We start from the raw sequence: 15,881 nt of genomic DNA, 5'->3' as shown, positions 1-15,881 counted from the left end.
TTCGAGTGGGATCAGCGTGTCAGGATATCGGCACCGCCGTCTTCGGCGTGCGCTTCCCGCGTCAACGCGTCCTGCGGCAGCTTGACCTTCAGGTCTTCGCGCATGAATTGCGTCCCCGCGGTGACGACGAGATCTCCGGCCTCCAGCCCGTCCGCGATGCGCACGTCGTCCTTGCTGAAATCCGCGACCTTGACCGGGCGGGCATGTACGGTTTCCTTGGTACGATCGACCGTCCAGACCAGATCGGCGCCGTCTTGCCTGGAAAGGGCGCTGAGCGGCACCGAAACCATCGCCGGACCATTGTCTGCCGAAGCTGCCACCGAAGCGGTCATGCCAAGCAGCACACGGTCGTCATTGGGCAGGCTGACGCGAACGGCAAAAGTGCGTGACCGAGGGTCGGCACTGCCGGCAATTTCGCGCACGGTGCCGGAAAGCTTCACATCTTCATTCGACCAAATCGAAACATCGACAGTCTTTCCCGGTTTGAAGGCGAAGATTTCGGTTTCAGGCACCGCGACCTGCACTTCCTTCTCGCCATCGACAGCCACTGTCACAACCGGGCTTCCGGTGGAAACCACCTGCCCTGCCTCCGTATTGACGGCCGTGACGATGCCATTCCTGTCGGCGCGAAGTTCGCTATAGGTGACCTGATTTCGGGCCTGATCGAGCGTAGAGCGGGCAGCATCGCGGCTGGAGACGGCCTGATTGTAGCTGAGTTGCGCCTGCTCTACCTGGGATTTCGGGGTGACGTTGCTTGTGAAAAGCTGCTCGGCGCGCTTCAGCGCGAGTTCGGCCGTTTCAACCTGCCGCTCGGAAGCCGCAAGGGTTGCCTCGGCGGATTTGACCGACAGCGCATAATCCGTCGCATCAATCCGCGCCAGCATTTCGCCTGATGTTACGCGATCACCAATATCGACCAGCCGCTCCGTGATCTTGCCGCTGACCCGAAAGCCCATGGCGATTTCACTGCGCGCACGGATCGAGCCGGAATAATCGAGCGCACGATGGGTCTGGCTTGCAGCAATCTCGATCACCTTCACCGGGCGTACGGTCTCGGTCTTCACCTCGGTTTTCTCCTCCGAGCAGCTCGCAAGGCCGAACGCCGCAACAAGAAGTGTTGCGGAAAAAATGGATGTCTTCACACTCTGTCTTGCGGGCGAAATCATTTTCGCGCTCCCGATAAATAATCTTTGATGAAATTGTCGCGCCTCAAATGGCGCTGCTCGTCTTCAATGCGTTGATCGCAAATTCGATCAGGTCTTCCGGCTGCGCCCGGTTGGGCTTGGCCGCACATTGGGCGACCATCTGGGGATGGCAGAGGGTGACGGTGGCGGCACCGAAACACATGGAAGCAATCTTCGCATCCTGCTCGGGGAATTCCCCGGCCCGAATACCGTCGGCGATGATGTCAGCCAGAACGTCGTTCATACGATCGATATGCTTTTCGATGACATGCCAGTCGCGCTCGATGGCCACGATCACCATCTCGTGGACCTTCTCGTGATCCATCATCGTCTCAGTCGTCATCTTGTACTGATCGAGGGTGTAACGACGCAGACGTTCGCTGGCGCTCAACGGCAAGGCAGCATTGCGGCGTGCCATCTCATAGCTCACGGCCAGCATGCGATTGCACAGTGCCTGGTGGATTTCGACCTTGGAGGTGAAGAAACGGTAGATATTGGCCGTCGACATGCCGAGATCCTTGGCGATATCGGCGACCGTCGTCTTGGCATAGCCATAGTGCAGGAAGAGGCGCTCTGCAGCTTCAAGAATCCGGTTGATATTCTCCTGCCGGCCGGCATCGATTTCGGCGGTCATCATATCGCTCATCGAGTGACACCTTACGAGTGACGTTTTTCGAATTTCGTCAGTCGTAATTCAAAACTCCCCCTTCGTCAACCTTTCGTTCATAAATCGGCTCTTGCTTCGGGAGCCGAAATTCGCACGATACCCGTCGCCGCCGGTCATTCGACAGCAACAATCCAACAATGGTGCGTAAGGTAGGACGTGAGAATGTCGGACAATCCCCGAACGAAAACGAGGCCCACGGGTGCCACCGCGAGCCTGGGACGGACTGGCTTCCCAGGGATTACCTCAGCGACTGGAGGCGAGATCAATACCGTCACCGGCGTGTCGCAGCCGGGTTTCAATCCGCTCGATCTTCTCTATGCGTCGCTTTCCGCCTGCCTTGCCATGAGCGCCCGCATTGCCGCGCATCAAATGGGGCTTCAGGATCGAGTGGAGCGCATCGAAGTTCGGGTCTCGGGAGAAAAGGCAAGCGAAGGGTCTTCGCGCGTCGCAGGCTTCAACGTGACCTTTACTCTTCAAGGTGATCTGGATGACGCATTGCGTCAGCATATTGTCGAGCAAGCCGAGGCTATCTGCACCGTCAGCAATACACTGCAAGGCAAGCCACAATTCGACATTCACGTCACGGCGTGATGGATGCGGCTCAAGAAATACGGCGCGATAGCCCCGGAAAGATTACTTCTTTCCACCGGCCGTCAGAACGCGATTGCTCGCATCGTCCATCGCGGCACTGGCATCCTGTCCGTCGCGCTTCAGCCCGTAGGCCGTATTGGCGCAGGAGGAGAGGACGAGAAGAACGAGGCAGGCCGCTGCAAGGGTTGGTTTGGTCATGTTGGTCTCCACGGGAATGTTTCTCCCAAGTGAACTGATGCGCCAACCGACAAAATCAATCCCGCAGGAACTTTCGTATTCGGCACCTGTTAGCCGCCCAGGCCTTCGTCGATATAAAACAGCGATTGCCAAATTATTGCGCTGCACCCATATATCCGACTATTCCGCCTGCAAGGGCACCAGCGGGCCGGAGGCCAGATGAGCACAGCAGAACACCCCGCGCATGCCGGCACCGACGGCACGCGCAAATTTCTCGTTCTTCTTCTCGGCTCGATCGGCGTCGTCTATGGCGACATCGGCACCAGTCCGCTCTATGCCTTTCGCGAGGCGCTGCGCCCTTTCTCCCATGATGGCGTCAGCCAGGAAGAAGTTGTCGGCCTCGTCTCGCTGATGGTCTGGACGCTGACGCTCATCGTCACGTTCAAATATGTGCTGTTTCTGCTGCGGGCTGACAATGACGGTGAAGGCGGAACGCTGTCCCTGCTGGCACTGCTGATGAAGAAGACCGGCAGCTATATGCCGGTTCTGTTTTTTGCAGGGATCATTGGTGCGGCGCTGTTCATCGGCGACGCGATGATCACGCCTGCGCTTTCCGTCATGTCGGCGTTGGAAGGCCTGAAGCTCGTGACGCCGGCACTTTCCGATTATGTCCTGCCGATGGCGACTGCGGTGATGATCGCGCTGTTCATGGTCCAGTCGAAGGGTACGGCCGCGGTTTCCAACTTCTTCGGACCGATTACCGTCGTCTGGTTCCTTGTCATGGCCTGGGGCGGCCTGATCCATATCGGCGATAACCTCACCATCCTCCAGGCACTCAACCCGATCAACGCCCTGTGGTTCATCACGCATGCGGGTTTCGTCGGCCTGATCGTGCTTGGTGCGGTTTTCCTGACGGTGACGGGTGCGGAAGCACTCTATGCCGATCTCGGCCACTTCGGCCGCAAGCCGATCCAGACCGCATGGTTCGTTTTGGTTTTTCCGGCGCTGGCGCTCAACTATCTCGGCCAGGGCGCCTTCGTGCTCACGCACCCGGAGGGCGCGGATAATCCGTTCTATCTGATGTATCCCGATTGGGCACTGCTTCCGGTCGTCATCCTCGCCACGCTTGCGACGATCATCGCCAGTCAGGCGGTCATCACCGGCGCGTTTTCGCTGGCGCGTCAGGCTGTGCATCTTGGCTTCCTGCCGCGCCTGCAGATCACCTTCACGTCGGAAACCAACACCGGGCAGATCTATGTTCCGGCCGTGAACGTCCTTCTCTTCGTCGGCGTGATCGTGCTGATCTTTTCCTTCGGCGATTCGGAATCCCTCGCTACCGCCTACGGCATTTCCGTGACCGGCGCGATGGTGGTGACGACGCTGATGTCCTTCCAGTTCCTGCGCTCGATCTGGGGCTGGTCGGCGCTGGCTGCCGGAGCGGTTCTTCTGCCGCTCCTCGTCCTCGAGGCTGTGTTCCTTGGCGCTAATCTGCTGAAGATCCATGATGGCGGCTGGGTTCCCGTCATGCTGGCGCTGGCGATCATGCTGATCATGTGGACCTGGACGCGCGGATCACACCTCCTGAAAGAAAAGACCGCCCGCCACGACATCCCGCTCGAAACCTTCATCCGGTCGATCGAGAAATCCAAACATCCGCCAGTTACCGTTCCGGGAACGGCGGTGTTCCTGACCAGCGTGGGCGACAAAGTTCCCGCGGTTCTCCTGCACAATATCAAGCACAATCACGTGCTGCATGAGAAGAATGTCATTCTGACCGTTCAAACCTCGGAGAAACCCTATGTGCCCGAGAATGGTCGCGTCACGCTGACAAAGCTTTCGGACCGGTTTTCCAAGCTCGAACTCTGCTTCGGCTTCATGGACGAACCGAATGTCTCCAAGGCGCTCGGCCTGTGCAAGAAGGCGGGTTTCAAGTTCGAGATCATGCAGACGTCGTTCTATCTCGGCCGACGCACGCTGATCGGCGACCCCAATGTCGGCCTGCCCCGCTGGCAGGACGACCTCTATATCGCCCTCTCCGGCCTCGGTATCGACCCCTCCACCTATTTCAAACTGCCCGCCAATCGCGTGGTCGAGATCGGCGAACAGGTGACGATTTAAAACGTGTCGCGATCTTGCGACACTTCTTGAACGACCTTGGAAAGTCATTCAATCCTATCCGGTCTTGCGCAGGAGCGAGTAGAGGGGAGCCTGCGCGTTCAGCACACGGATCACGTCCTCTGCCGCCGTCGTCGCCATGCGGATGCGGGTCTCCATGACGCTTGTCCCGAGATGGGGTGAGAAAGCGGTGTTTTTCAGTTTCAGCAGCGGGTTGTCCGGCGAGACGGGCTCTTCCTCGAAGACATCGAGGCCCGCGGCGCCGAGCTTGCCGGTCGATAGCGCCTCGTAGAGCGCCTGTTCATCGACAATGCCGCCACGGGCCGAGAGCACGATGACAGCGGTCTCCTTCATCTTGGCGATAGCCCGTGCGTCGATTATTCGCCGGGTCTTTTCCGTAAGCGCGCAATTGACCGAGATGAAGTCGGCGCGCGCATAGAGTTCATCGAGGGATACGAAGGTGGCGCCCAGCTCCTTTTCGGCCTCCGGCTGGCGAATGACGTCGCTGTAGAGCACCTCCATGTCGAAGCCGCGGGCGCGCTTGGCCATATGCTTGCCGATCTTGCCGAAGCCGATGATGCCGATGGTCTTGTAGGAGACGTCGAAGCCCATGAAGCGCTGCGCGACCCAGGTGCCGGCCTCCGTCCAGTTTCCGCCGCGCACGAAGGCGTCGGCGTGGTGGAGCTTGCGGGCCGCATTGATCATCAGACCGAAGGTCAGGTCGGCGATGGTGTGGGTATGCACCGGCGTTACCGTCACCTCCACGCAGCGGCGCTCTGCTTCCTCAATGTCGATATTGTCGTAGCCGACGCCGCGGCGTGCGGCGATCTTCAACTTCGGGGCGTGATCGAAAGCTTCCCTGTCAAGCTCTTCGGTGTGCCAGACGAAGATCACGCCATCGGCATCGTGAATACCGTCGAGGAATTCCTTGCGGGTCAGCGGACGGCTGACGCCACTGCAGACGACTTCGATGCCGGCGTTCTCGAGCATGGTGATGGCCTCCTGCTCCAGAGGCTGGGTGATGAAGACTTTCATGGACTTGTCCTTACGCAGCTGCGGCCTGAATGGTGGTGACGATAACACCAGTCTCGGGGTCGCGACCCCTCACGATATCGACACCATGAACTTCGCTGATGAAGAGATCGAGCGTCGTCAGCGTGATCGTGCCCGGCTCGATATGGCCGCCATAGATCACGTCCTTCTCACCGCTGATCACGGCATGATAGTGGATGTTGAGGCGCCCGGGCTCTTCACCGGGCGAGACTAACCCCTGCCCCGTCAGCAGGCTGAACGGGCCTTCCATGAGGAGCTGTGTCGTGTAGCCGAGCTTCGGATCGGGCTCGACGCGGCTGACATAGTGCAGCGCCACCCGCTTCAGGCTGCCGATCGTCGTGGTGATCTGGCCGCAGGTGATGCCGTGGGCGAGGCAGACTTCCTCGATCGACTGGAGAACGTCACGATCCGGGTGGATGCGGGCCGCAAGGACCCGGCCGCCTTGACCGGCAGCGGAAGAGAAATAGTTCGAGGTCATTGTCATGTCCTTGGGAAACGAGATGTCAGATGGCGGCGACGACGGCCTCGATCTCCTTGAGGGAGAGCAGGCGATAGGGGTCGCGCTTCAAGAGCAGCGGCAGCTCGTGCATGGTGCGTGCGTCATAGGTCGGGTTTTCCGTCGTCAGCCAGTAGCGGGTGCTCGGGATGAGCGTGACGGCCGGGTTGAAGGCCCAGGCAATGTCGAAGATCTTCTCCGGCGTGTTGCCGATGAACACGACTTTGCCATGCATCTGCCCGCGCATCTGGAAGGCCACCGGAACGGCTTCCACGACATCCCAGCCGCGCTTTGCCATGGCTTTCAGCGCCGCAGCGCGGATGAGATCGGGATGCGCCGAGGTTTCAACATTGGCGTGGATATGCACGACGTCGGGATGCTCGTTCAGCTCGCAATATTTCCGGAAGGCCGCGGTCTCGAAGTACCGTTCCAGTTCCGCCTGCTCTTCGGCATTAAGCTCGGTCTTGAACGGATACTTCTTGTAGAAGTCGTCCATGTAGCTTTTGCCCCAGTACTCGACATTGTGCTCGCGCTTGGCGGGCGCCAGGATGGCAGTCGGCGAATATTTCCAGAGCATGTCGAAATGCGGCATGCCGTGGGGTTCGATGCCGTGGATGGAGCCGGAATCGGCCACCTGGCCGGAGGTGAAGATTTCGATCTTGCGATGCACCGGGCGGCCGGTCTTTTCGAAATAGCCCTTAACGATTTCCTCAAGGCTCATCGGGTGGATCTGCGTCTCGATATAGGCATGGGCGTGGTAGACCGGCTCTTCGGTGATGCTCAGCACCTCGATGACCTTGTTCCAGTGCTCGGAACGGAAATAGGCGGCGATGGTCTCGACGAGGTCGCCATTGTCGAGGGCGATGTCCTTGGGTGCGACATTGGTATTCATGTTCATTTTCTCCAGATAGTGGGTGCTTGCACAGGCAGGCATTAGTTCTGCATGGCCCAACGGCGGACGGTGCGGTCTTCAAGCAGCTTGAAGAGGACACCTTCGACGAAGAGACCGATCAGGATGACGCTCAAGAGACCGGCGAAAACCGCGGGGATGTCGAGCATGTTCTTGCTTTGAAAGATGAACCAGCCGAGACCGCCCTGGCCGGACGAGACGCCGAAGACCATTTCGGCGGCAATCAGCGTGCGCCAGGCAAAGGCCCAGCCGATCTTGAGGCCGGTGACGATACTGGGCAGGGCTGCCGGGATCAGGATACGGCTGACGAAGCGCCAGCCTTTAAGCCCATAATTGCGGCCGACCATGCGAAGGGTGCGAGAGGTTGACTGGAAGCCCGAGAAGGTGTTGAGCGCCACGGCCCACAGCACCGAGTGCACAAGCACGAAGACGAGGCTTCCCGAGCCGAGACCGAACCAGATGAGGGCCAGCGGCAGCAGCGCAATCGCCGGAAGCGGGCTGAACATGGCCGTCAGCGTCACCATCAGATCTTCGCCGATGCGCGTGCTGATGGCGACCATCGTCAAGACCGCGGCGGCGAGGATGCCAAGCGCATAGCCGGTGAGCAGCACCTGCAGCGATGCCCAGATGCGTTGAAAAAGTTCGCCCGAGGCAAGCCCTGTCACCAGCGCCGATACCGTCTCCGAAAAGGTCGGGAACAACAGCGAATTGCCGACGCTGCGACCGTAGATTTCCCAGACAAGTGCCAGAAGCGCGAGGATCAAGGCCTTGCGCGCTGGTCCCGACGCGTAAATCTGCTCCCAGATCGTCAGGCGACGTTCTACGACACCGAAAGCATCGGCGCTTGCCGGCTCGCGGCGAATTTCAGGACGGTAGTTGTGAAGCGGGGATGCGGTGATATCAGCCATGATGTTGAACCTCCGCGCCGGCTTTCTCGGCAAACAGCATGTCGTGGATTTCCTGTTCCAATGCCCGGCCTTTCGGCCCCACGGCCTCCTCGCGGCAGAGACCGTTGAGTTCGGCCTTCACCTGGCCCGGATGGGGCGACAGAAGCAGGATGCGGTTGCCGATCTTGACGGCCTCGGCGATGGAATGGGTGACGAAGAGCACGGTGAAATGCGTGTCATCCCAAAGTTCCAGCAATTCGTCCTGCATCTTGACGCGGGTGAGCGCGTCGAGGGCGGCGAAGGGCTCGTCCATCAAGAGAATGTCCGGCTCCATAGCCATGCCGCGGGCAATCGCCACCCGCTGCTTCATGCCACCCGACAGCATGTGCGGATAGTTGTCCGCAAACTTGGTGAGATTGACCTTGTCGAGATAGTGCCGGGCGCGCTGCTCGGCTTCCTTGCGGTTCTTTACCTTGCCGGATTCGATCAGCGGGAACATCACGTTCTGGACGACGGTCTTCCAGGGCAGGAGCTGGTCGAACTCCTGGAACACCATCATACGATCCGGTCCGGGGTTTGAGACCTTTCGACCCCGGAGCCTGATCTCGCCTTCGCTCGGTTTGTGAAAACCGCCGATGGCCTTCAGCAGTGTCGACTTGCCGCAACCGGAGGGGCCAAGAAGGACGAAGCGATCGGCCTCGAACACCTGGGCGCTCACCTTGTAGGTCGCAAGGATCGACAGGTGGCCGGCGGTGTACTGCAGGGTGACATCGGAAATGTCGAGAATAGGCTCGGCTTTCGCGACATCGTCCACCAGAACCCTTGGCGATGACAACATGACTTCATGGTAACCTCCTCATTCTTGGGCAGCGCTCAGTTCGCGGCGGCAGCGCCTTCGGTCGACTGCAGATCCGCGAAGAAGAAGTCGCGCCAGCTCGCCGGGCTATCCTTGATCAAACCGATCTTCGCCATGAACGCGGCCGTCTGGTGTACGCCGAGCGGCATGGACTGGAAGACATTGCCCTCTTCCGCAAACATGGCCGCGAGTTCGTCGACGGTGAACTTTTCCTTGGTCGAAGCGAGATAGAGTTCGGCTGCCTTCTTCGGCTCCCGGTTGATCAACTCCTGCGCTTCCTTGAGGGCCGCAAGGAAGACCTTGATCGCCTCCGGATTGCCGTCGTGATAGGCGGTCGTGGTAAAGGCGAGCAGGTTGGTCGTGGGTCCCGCCACATCCAGCGTCGTCAGGACCGCATGCATGTTCGGCTCCTTCAGAAGCTTCTGGTAATAGGGCGGGCCGGCAAATATGGCATCGGTCGGCCCCTGCGGGTTCATCATCGACTGCACGCCATCGGCAAAGCCCAGCTGCACCATCATCGGATCGAACTTCGTCGCGTCGCCGAATTCCTTGTCGAGTGCCATCTGCAGGTAGATCGCCTGGTTGGAAACCTTGAGTGAGCTCACTGAAATACGACTGGTTTCCTTGAAATCCTTCAGCGTCTTGACGTCAGGGTCCTTGCTGACGAGCACGCTCTTGGTGCCGCTGACGGCAGCCACAGCCTTGACGTCGCCATTGGTGCGCGACCACAAAAGCAGGGCATTGGAAAGGCCGGCCGCCACGACATCGACATTGCCGGAGAGCAGCGCATCGGTGACGGCGCTGCCGCTCGGGAAGCTCAGCATCTCAAGCGTGAGATCCTGCCCCATTTCCTTGGCGTGCTTTTCGAGAAGCTGGGCCTGCTTCATCACATGGATCGGCGCAAACAGGATGCCGACACCGCCGGCGATGCGAAGTTCGGCGGCCTGCGCCAACCCGCCAAGGCCGACCGAAACCGAGACGGCCACGGCCGTGGAAACGAGAAATTTCTTGAAAGCGTTCATGTGGTCCTCCAACCCTTTGCCTGAACAGGTGCGAGTGTCTTGCTAGACCTGCCCGAACTCCTCGTCAGGCGACCTCAAGGACATCCTGCCCCGGCGATCTTGGCTCTTCGCTTGAAATCTCACTGTAGTCGGAGTATCGCGGAGCTATCGATGAAGTCCAATGGATAATATTCCAAATTCGATAACCAAAGGGAATGTATTGAATGAACGAGCGGGATCTTCGATACCTTGTCGCCATCAGCGAATGCGGCAATCTTAGGCTTGCTTCGGCCCGCATGAACATCACTCAGCCGGCGTTGACGAAATGCATCATGCGCATGGAGGAAGAGGCCAGCACCAAGCTTTTCCAGCGAAAGGGCCGGCTCATCGTTCCGACGTCAGTCGGCAATGTGCTGATCCGCCGCGCCAAGCACATCATCCAGTCGATCGACGAAACGCAGCGCGAAATTCATGACTACGTCAACGGTTCGCGCGGCCATGCGCGGCTAGGCGTCGTCGCGACCATCACCGAGTTCCTGATGCCGGATATCCTGCAGAACCTGACGCGCACCCGCCCCGATGTGACGCTGAAGCTGACGATCGGCATGACCGATTTCCTGCTGGACAATCTGCGGCGCGACGAACTCGATGTCGTCATCAGTCCCGTTTACGAGAGCGACGAGTTCGATTGCCTGCCGATCATGAAGGACCAGGTGGTCATAGTCGCGAGCCGCGACCATCCGCTCGCCGGGCGAGCGGTCGCGCTCGATGAGTTGAAGCAGTTCAAGTGGATATTGCCGCAATCGAGCGTCGGCCTGCGCGTCTGGCTGGAGCGCGCCTTCGAGCGGCTGGCGCTGCCGCCGCCGCAGGTACAGGTGGAGATCAGCTCGCTGCCGCTGATGCCGAAGCTGATTGCGCGCACCGAACTCCTGAGCTTCACATCACGCCAGAACTTGACGCGCACCAATGGCGGAGAGAACCTCGTTGAATTGCCTTTTCCGGAGATCACGTGGGAACGGCATTTCGGGATCTTCACCCGCAAGGGCGGTTATATCCCGACGGCAAGCCAGGTGCTTGTCGACCGGATCTTCCAAGCAACCTCCGAGATCGAATAGTCACTCGCTGGCCGGCACGTCCGCAAACGCAGGGCCGGCCTCGTCCTTGAGAACAGCGATGAAGCGCTCCACGACGGGAGAAACATAGCTCGACTTCAGATGCACCACGGCGACCTCGCGCTGCATGGTCGTTTCCGCCAGACGGATTTCGACCAGAGGTTCACCGACGCGGCCGCGGCCGAGATTACGGCGCGAGATGAAGGTCAAAAGATCGGTCGGCGCGATCAGGCGCGGCGACAGCGAGATATTGTTGGTCTGGATATCGACACGTGGCTCGCTCAGGTCCCGTGACGCAAAGGCCGCATCGATCCATTGCCGCGTCACCACCGACCGCGCCGGCAGCACCCATCCATAATCCTGCAGGTCGGCAATGGTCACCGGTCCACGGGTCAAGGCATGGCCCCGCGCCGCGGCCACCACGACAAAATCGTCGCCTACGCTATTAACCGTATAGGTCTCTTCGTCGCCCTTGGCGAGTGGCCCGACGATCACATCGACCTTGCCATCGTTCAACATCGCACGCAGCACGTCATTCATGCCGATGGAGATGTCGAAACGGATACCGGGCGATTCCGTCAGCAACCGGCTGCAGACCTGCGGCAGCAGGTATTCCGCGGTCGTTGCGCCGGATCCCACGCGAATATTGCCGATGGCGCCCTTGGCGATATCCGCCATCTCGCGAAGGTTCTGCTCGACCGACATACGCAGGCTGCGCGCCCGCTCCAGCATCACGCGCCCCGCCGTCGTCAGCTGCACGCCCCTGCCCGACTTCATCAGCAGACGGGTGCCGATCTCGGTTTCGATACGGCGCACGGATTTGCTCAAGGCCGGCTGCGTCCGCCCCAGCTTTTCCGCCGCACGCCCGATATGGCCCGTCGTGGCGATGACCTCGAAATATTGCAGGTCCCGCAGTTCCATATATTCCTCGCAGCTATCAATTCAGGAATTTTATGAATTTGACCAGCGGTAATGGCCGGTGTCAATAGAAGCACAGTCGTGAATGGGAGGATGTGATGGGCCTGAAGGTATTGATGACGGCAAACACGCTGGCTGCGCCGGGCGTTGCCCTGCTCGAGAGAGCGGGCTGCTCCGTCTCCTTCCTGCCCAAGGGTACGGATGCGGAGCTTGCGGACGCGTTGCGCGGCACACCCTATGACGCTGTCATTTCCCGCACGCTTGCCCTGTCGCGCGATCTTATCGAGCATGCCCCGGCGCTGCGCGTCATTTCCCGCCATGGCGTGGGCTACAACAATGTAGATCTCGACAGTGCTACCGAGCGCGGCATTCCCGTGCTGATCGCCAATGGCGCCAACGGCCAGTCCGTGGCCGAACTCACCGTCGGTCTGGCGCTCGCCGTCGCTCGCAAGATTTCCCATCTCGATGCCCGGATCCGGGCCAATGACTGGGATCGCTCCCGCTCTGGCATCCAGCTTTCCGGGCGCACCGTCGGCATCGTCGCCTACGGCGCCATCGGCCAGCGCGTTGCGGCGATGCTCAAGGCCATGGGCATGACCATCCTTGCCTTCGACCCGCATGTCCGCGACCGCAGCGCTCACGACGTCACCTGGGTAGACACGTTGAATGAGCTTCTCGAGCGGAGCGATCTGGTCTCGCTGCATTGCCCGCTGACGCCGGAGACGCGCAACATGGTTGCCGCACCCCAGCTCGCGGCGATGAAGAAGAGCGCCATTCTCATCAACACCGCCCGGGGCGGGCTGATCGACGAGATGGCGCTGGCGCAATCGGTTTCCGCTGGGCACCTGGCCGGCGCCGGCCTCGATACCTTCGCCGACGAACCCTTGTCCGCGGACCACCCCTTCCTGTCGATCCCGACGATCGTGATGACGCCGCATATGGGCGGCAGCACGGATGCCGCCCTCGACAACGTCGCCATCAGCGCCGCGCAAAACGTGCTGGATGCGCTGATCGACGGCAAGGTGGACCGCCGGCTGCTCGTCAATCCTGCCGTTCTCGAACGGCGCACCATCGGAGCAAAGTAAGACGATGAACACTCCAGTTTCAGCACATGACATCAAGGCCGCATGGCCGACCGGCTTCACGGTCAACCCGCGTGTCTCCACCCTGTCCAGGGACCTGATCGACGGCTTCCGCAACGTCCCCGTTCCACACGCCAGCGACAGCATGGGCCGCCACACCGGCGCACGGGGCCTCATCGCCTATCACGGTGACCAGAGCGAGACGATCTGCGGGCCGGCGGTGACCGTGCGCATCCGCCCCGGCGACAACCTCATGATCCATCTGGCAATCATGACGGCCGAGCCGGGCGACATCATCGTCATCGACGGCGGCGGCGATCTGTCCACAGCCGTCATCGGCGGCCTGATGCGCACCAGCGCGCTTGCCCGTGGCATCCGCGCCTTCGTTCTCGACGGCGCCCTGCGCGACGTTGCGGAATGGAAGGAAGGCGGCGTCGGCGCTTTTGCCCGTGGCAACATCCATCGCGGTCCGAGCAAGGACGGTCCGGGTGAACTGAACGTGCCGATCGCCTGCGCCGGTCTGTCAGTGATGCCGGGCGACCTGATCCTCTGCGATGTCGATGGCGTGGTTTCCGTGCCTGCGGCCGATGCAGAGACGCTGCTGGTCAAATGCCGCGCCCATGCCGAGCGCGAGCGCGTGATCAACGAGAAGAACAGGACCGGCCAGCCCGACTGGGAGCGCTTCAATGGCCTGCTGCGACAAAAAGGATGCCCGGTCTGAGCAAACCGGGCACCTGATGATTGCGATCGACATCGGCAGGCAACCTAGGGGGGAAGCCCCTTCCTAAAAGGTCGGTGGCGTGCAGGCGCTGATCACTTCGCACGGCACCGGGCCGACACAACGGAAACGATGGGGACGGCGGCTTTCGAAATAGTAGGCATCACCCGGCCCCAGGATGCGCCGTTCGTCTTCGACCGTTACCTCTAGCCGACCGGAAAGCACGATCCCGCCTTCTTCTCCGTCATGCACAAGGGGGATCTTTCCCGTATCGGCGCCCGGCTGATAACACTCCTTGAGAATTTGCAGGCTGCGCCCGAACAGATTGTCCCCCACCTGCCTGTAGGAAATCGCGCCCTTGCCGATTTCCACCAGTTCCTCGGAGGCATAGAAAGCCTTTCGCGGACGATCAGGCTCGAAGGCGAAGAACTCGGCCAGCCCGATGGGGATCCCGTCCAGAATTCTCTTGAGCGCCCCGACCGAAGGGTTCGAAGCGTTCGATTCGATAAGCGATATGGTCGAATTGGGCACGCCGGTTCGCTTGGCAAGCTCCCTTTGGGACAGGTTATGCGCAATCCGCAGATAGCGGAGGCGATTGCCGATATCGACTGACATGATGAAGCCTGTTCATGTTGTCCAGAATAGCTAAAACATATCAACTTACGACGTTAAATTTCAATCATTTATGTGTGCAAAGAAAAGGAGTTGTTTGACAGAGTGAAATCGGCCATCTCCTTTCGACCCAAAGGAGGGCAATATGGATCAGATGACGACAAACGCTCCGGTACTGGACAATTTCTGGATGCCGTTTACGGCGAACCGACAGTTCAAGGGCGCACCGCGTCTGCTGGCCAGCGCCGAGGGGATGTTCTACACGGACGTTGATGGCAAGAAGGTTCTCGACGGTACCGCGGGTCTCTGGTGCTGCAACGCCGGCCACGGCCGCAAGCGGATCACCCAGGCCGTGGAGCGACAGCTTGCCACCTTGGACTTTGCGCCCACCTTCCAGATGGGACATCCGCTCGCCTTCGATTTTGCCGCAAAGCTGGCCGCGAACGCACCGGGTGGTGCTTCGGCCAAGCTGGACCGGGTGTTCTTCACCGGATCGGGATCGGAATCGGTCGACACGGCGCTGAAAATTGCCATCGCCTATCAGCGTGCAATCGGACAGGGTACGCGCACACGGATCATCGGACGGGAAAAGGGCTACCATGGGGTCGGCTTCGGCGGCATCTCGGTCGGCGGTCTCGTCAACAATCGCCGCGTCTTCCCGCAAATCCCTGCCGACCACATGCGCCATACCCTCGATATCGAGCGGAACGCCTTCTCCAAGGGTCTGCCTGCCCATGGGGTGGAACTCGCGGATGATCTGGAGCGTCTGGTGCAGCTGCATGGCGCAGAAACCATTGCCGCCGTCATCGTCGAGCCGATGTCCGGTTCCGCCGGTGTCATTCTTCCGCCCAAGGGCTATCTCGAAAAGCTGCGCGCCACGGCTGACAAGCATGGCATCCTGCTGATCTTCGATGAAGTCATCACCGGCTTCGGGCGACTGGGAACGCCCTTTGCCGTAGACTATTTCGGCGTGGTGCCTGACCTCGTCACCACTGCCAAGGGCATCACCAACGGCGCGATCCCGATGGGCGCCGTCTTTGCCAGCCGCAAGGTCCATGACGGCCTGATGGTCGGCTCGGAAAACGTCATCGAACTGTTCCACGGCTATACCTATTCCGGACACCCGGTCGCTTGCGCTGCCGGTCTCGCAACCTTGGAAATCTACCAGGAAGAGGGTCTGCTTACCCGTGCTGCCGAGCTCGCCGACTATTGGCAGGATGCGCTTCATTCGCTGAAGGGCCAGCCGAATGTAGTCGATATCCGCAACCTCGGCCTTGTCGGCGCAATCGAACTCGCACCTCGCGACGGCGCACCGGGCACCCGTGCCTACGACGTGTTCGTCGACTGCTTCCAGAACGGCCTGCTGATCCGGGTAACCGGCGACATCATCGCCCTTTCGCCGCCGCTCATCATCGAGCGTGAGCAGATCGACACGATTGTCTCGATCCTCGGTGACGCCCTGAAGCGCGCCGCCTGACCTCTTGGCAGTAGGCCCGGATGAT

The 15,881-nt window shown here is 60.3% G+C and carries 17 protein-coding genes; 6 read left to right on the top strand and 11 right to left on the bottom strand.

Annotated elements, in window-relative coordinates; all coding sequences use genetic code 11:
* Positions 1-11: 11 nt before the first annotated feature.
* Both QO002_RS06155 and QO002_RS06150 read right to left on the bottom strand, forming a co-directional pair.
* A complete protein-coding gene (locus QO002_RS06155) occupies positions 12-1,166 on the bottom strand; it encodes an efflux RND transporter periplasmic adaptor subunit (protein ID WP_307227705.1) in 1,155 nt (384 codons plus the stop codon).
* A gap of 43 nt (positions 1,167-1,209) precedes the next feature.
* Positions 1,210-1,830: a TetR/AcrR family transcriptional regulator gene (locus tag QO002_RS06150; protein WP_307227703.1), complete on the bottom strand. Its 621-nt coding sequence runs from the start codon at positions 1,828-1,830 to the stop codon at positions 1,210-1,212.
* Between the two features lie 183 nt (positions 1,831-2,013).
* Between QO002_RS06150 and QO002_RS06145 the strand changes: the two genes are divergently transcribed.
* Positions 2,014-2,442, top strand: coding sequence for an OsmC family protein (locus tag QO002_RS06145; RefSeq protein WP_307227701.1), 429 nt, complete (start codon positions 2,014-2,016; stop codon positions 2,440-2,442).
* Positions 2,443-2,484: 42 nt separating this feature from the next.
* Here the strand turns inward: QO002_RS06145 and QO002_RS06140 are convergent, their stop codons facing one another.
* Positions 2,485-2,640 (bottom strand): entericidin, encoded by a 156-nt coding sequence (locus QO002_RS06140; protein ID WP_307227699.1) that lies wholly within the window; start codon positions 2,638-2,640, stop codon positions 2,485-2,487.
* 198 nt (positions 2,641-2,838) lie between these two features.
* On the opposite strand from QO002_RS06140, the gene QO002_RS06135 reads away from it, so the two are divergent.
* Positions 2,839-4,737, top strand: a complete 1,899-nt coding sequence (locus tag QO002_RS06135; protein ID WP_307227696.1) for a potassium transporter Kup — start codon at positions 2,839-2,841, stop codon at positions 4,735-4,737.
* A 54-nt stretch (positions 4,738-4,791) separates the two neighbouring features.
* On the opposite strand, the gene QO002_RS06130 is transcribed toward QO002_RS06135, so the two are convergent.
* From QO002_RS06130 to QO002_RS06105, 6 genes are read right to left on the bottom strand one after another with little or no spacing between them, the layout of a single operon-like run.
* Complete coding sequence (locus tag QO002_RS06130) at positions 4,792-5,769, bottom strand: 2-hydroxyacid dehydrogenase (RefSeq protein WP_307227694.1); 978 nt, start codon at positions 5,767-5,769, stop codon at positions 4,792-4,794.
* A 10-nt stretch (positions 5,770-5,779) separates the two neighbouring features.
* Positions 5,780-6,265, bottom strand: coding sequence for a PPC domain-containing DNA-binding protein (locus tag QO002_RS06125; RefSeq protein WP_307227692.1), 486 nt, complete (start codon positions 6,263-6,265; stop codon positions 5,780-5,782).
* Positions 6,266-6,290: 25 nt separating this feature from the next.
* Entirely contained in the window at positions 6,291-7,175 is an 885-nt protein-coding gene (locus QO002_RS06120; protein ID WP_307227690.1) for a hypothetical protein, read from the bottom strand.
* A 41-nt stretch (positions 7,176-7,216) separates the two neighbouring features.
* On the bottom strand, positions 7,217-8,101 hold the full coding sequence (locus tag QO002_RS06115; protein WP_307227688.1) for an ABC transporter permease: 885 nt from the start codon (positions 8,099-8,101) through the stop codon (positions 7,217-7,219).
* Entirely contained in the window at positions 8,094-8,918 is an 825-nt protein-coding gene (locus tag QO002_RS06110; protein WP_307227686.1) for an ABC transporter ATP-binding protein, read from the bottom strand. The genes QO002_RS06115 and QO002_RS06110 overlap by 8 nt, the downstream gene beginning before the upstream one ends.
* Positions 8,919-8,953: 35 nt before the next feature.
* On the bottom strand, positions 8,954-9,958 hold the full coding sequence (locus QO002_RS06105) for an ABC transporter substrate-binding protein (RefSeq protein WP_307227684.1): 1,005 nt from the start codon (positions 9,956-9,958) through the stop codon (positions 8,954-8,956).
* Between the two features lie 203 nt (positions 9,959-10,161).
* Between QO002_RS06105 and QO002_RS06100 the strand changes: the two genes are divergently transcribed.
* Positions 10,162-11,052 (top strand): LysR family transcriptional regulator, encoded by an 891-nt coding sequence (locus QO002_RS06100; RefSeq protein ID WP_307227682.1) that lies wholly within the window; start codon positions 10,162-10,164, stop codon positions 11,050-11,052.
* Here the strand turns inward: QO002_RS06100 and QO002_RS06095 are convergent, their stop codons facing one another.
* Positions 11,053-11,970, bottom strand: a complete 918-nt coding sequence (locus QO002_RS06095; protein WP_307227680.1) for a LysR family transcriptional regulator — start codon at positions 11,968-11,970, stop codon at positions 11,053-11,055.
* A gap of 95 nt (positions 11,971-12,065) precedes the next feature.
* Between QO002_RS06095 and QO002_RS06090 the strand changes: the two genes are divergently transcribed.
* On the top strand, positions 12,066-13,052 hold the full coding sequence (locus tag QO002_RS06090; protein ID WP_307227677.1) for a hydroxyacid dehydrogenase: 987 nt from the start codon (positions 12,066-12,068) through the stop codon (positions 13,050-13,052).
* Between the two features lie 4 nt (positions 13,053-13,056).
* The gene (locus QO002_RS06085) at positions 13,057-13,770 is read left to right on the top strand and encodes an RraA family protein (RefSeq protein WP_307227674.1); all 714 of its coding nucleotides are present in this window, start codon (positions 13,057-13,059) and stop codon (positions 13,768-13,770) included.
* Between the two features lie 63 nt (positions 13,771-13,833).
* Here the strand turns inward: QO002_RS06085 and QO002_RS06080 are convergent, their stop codons facing one another.
* Complete coding sequence (locus tag QO002_RS06080; RefSeq protein WP_307227672.1) at positions 13,834-14,382, bottom strand: cupin domain-containing protein; 549 nt, start codon at positions 14,380-14,382, stop codon at positions 13,834-13,836.
* A 142-nt stretch (positions 14,383-14,524) separates the two neighbouring features.
* Between QO002_RS06080 and aptA the strand changes: the two genes are divergently transcribed.
* Positions 14,525-15,856 carry an omega-aminotransferase AptA gene (gene aptA, locus QO002_RS06075; RefSeq protein ID WP_307227670.1) on the top strand — a complete coding sequence of 444 codons (1,332 nt, stop codon included), beginning with the start codon at positions 14,525-14,527 and terminating at the stop codon, positions 15,854-15,856.
* Positions 15,857-15,881 lie beyond the last annotated feature (25 nt).

This window comes from Pararhizobium capsulatum DSM 1112, assembly GCF_030814475.1.
Classification (GTDB): Bacteria; Pseudomonadota; Alphaproteobacteria; order Rhizobiales; family Rhizobiaceae; genus Pararhizobium; species Pararhizobium capsulatum.
Note: the sequence above shows the minus strand (reverse complement) of the source record. Positions and strands in the feature narration are given on the sequence as shown.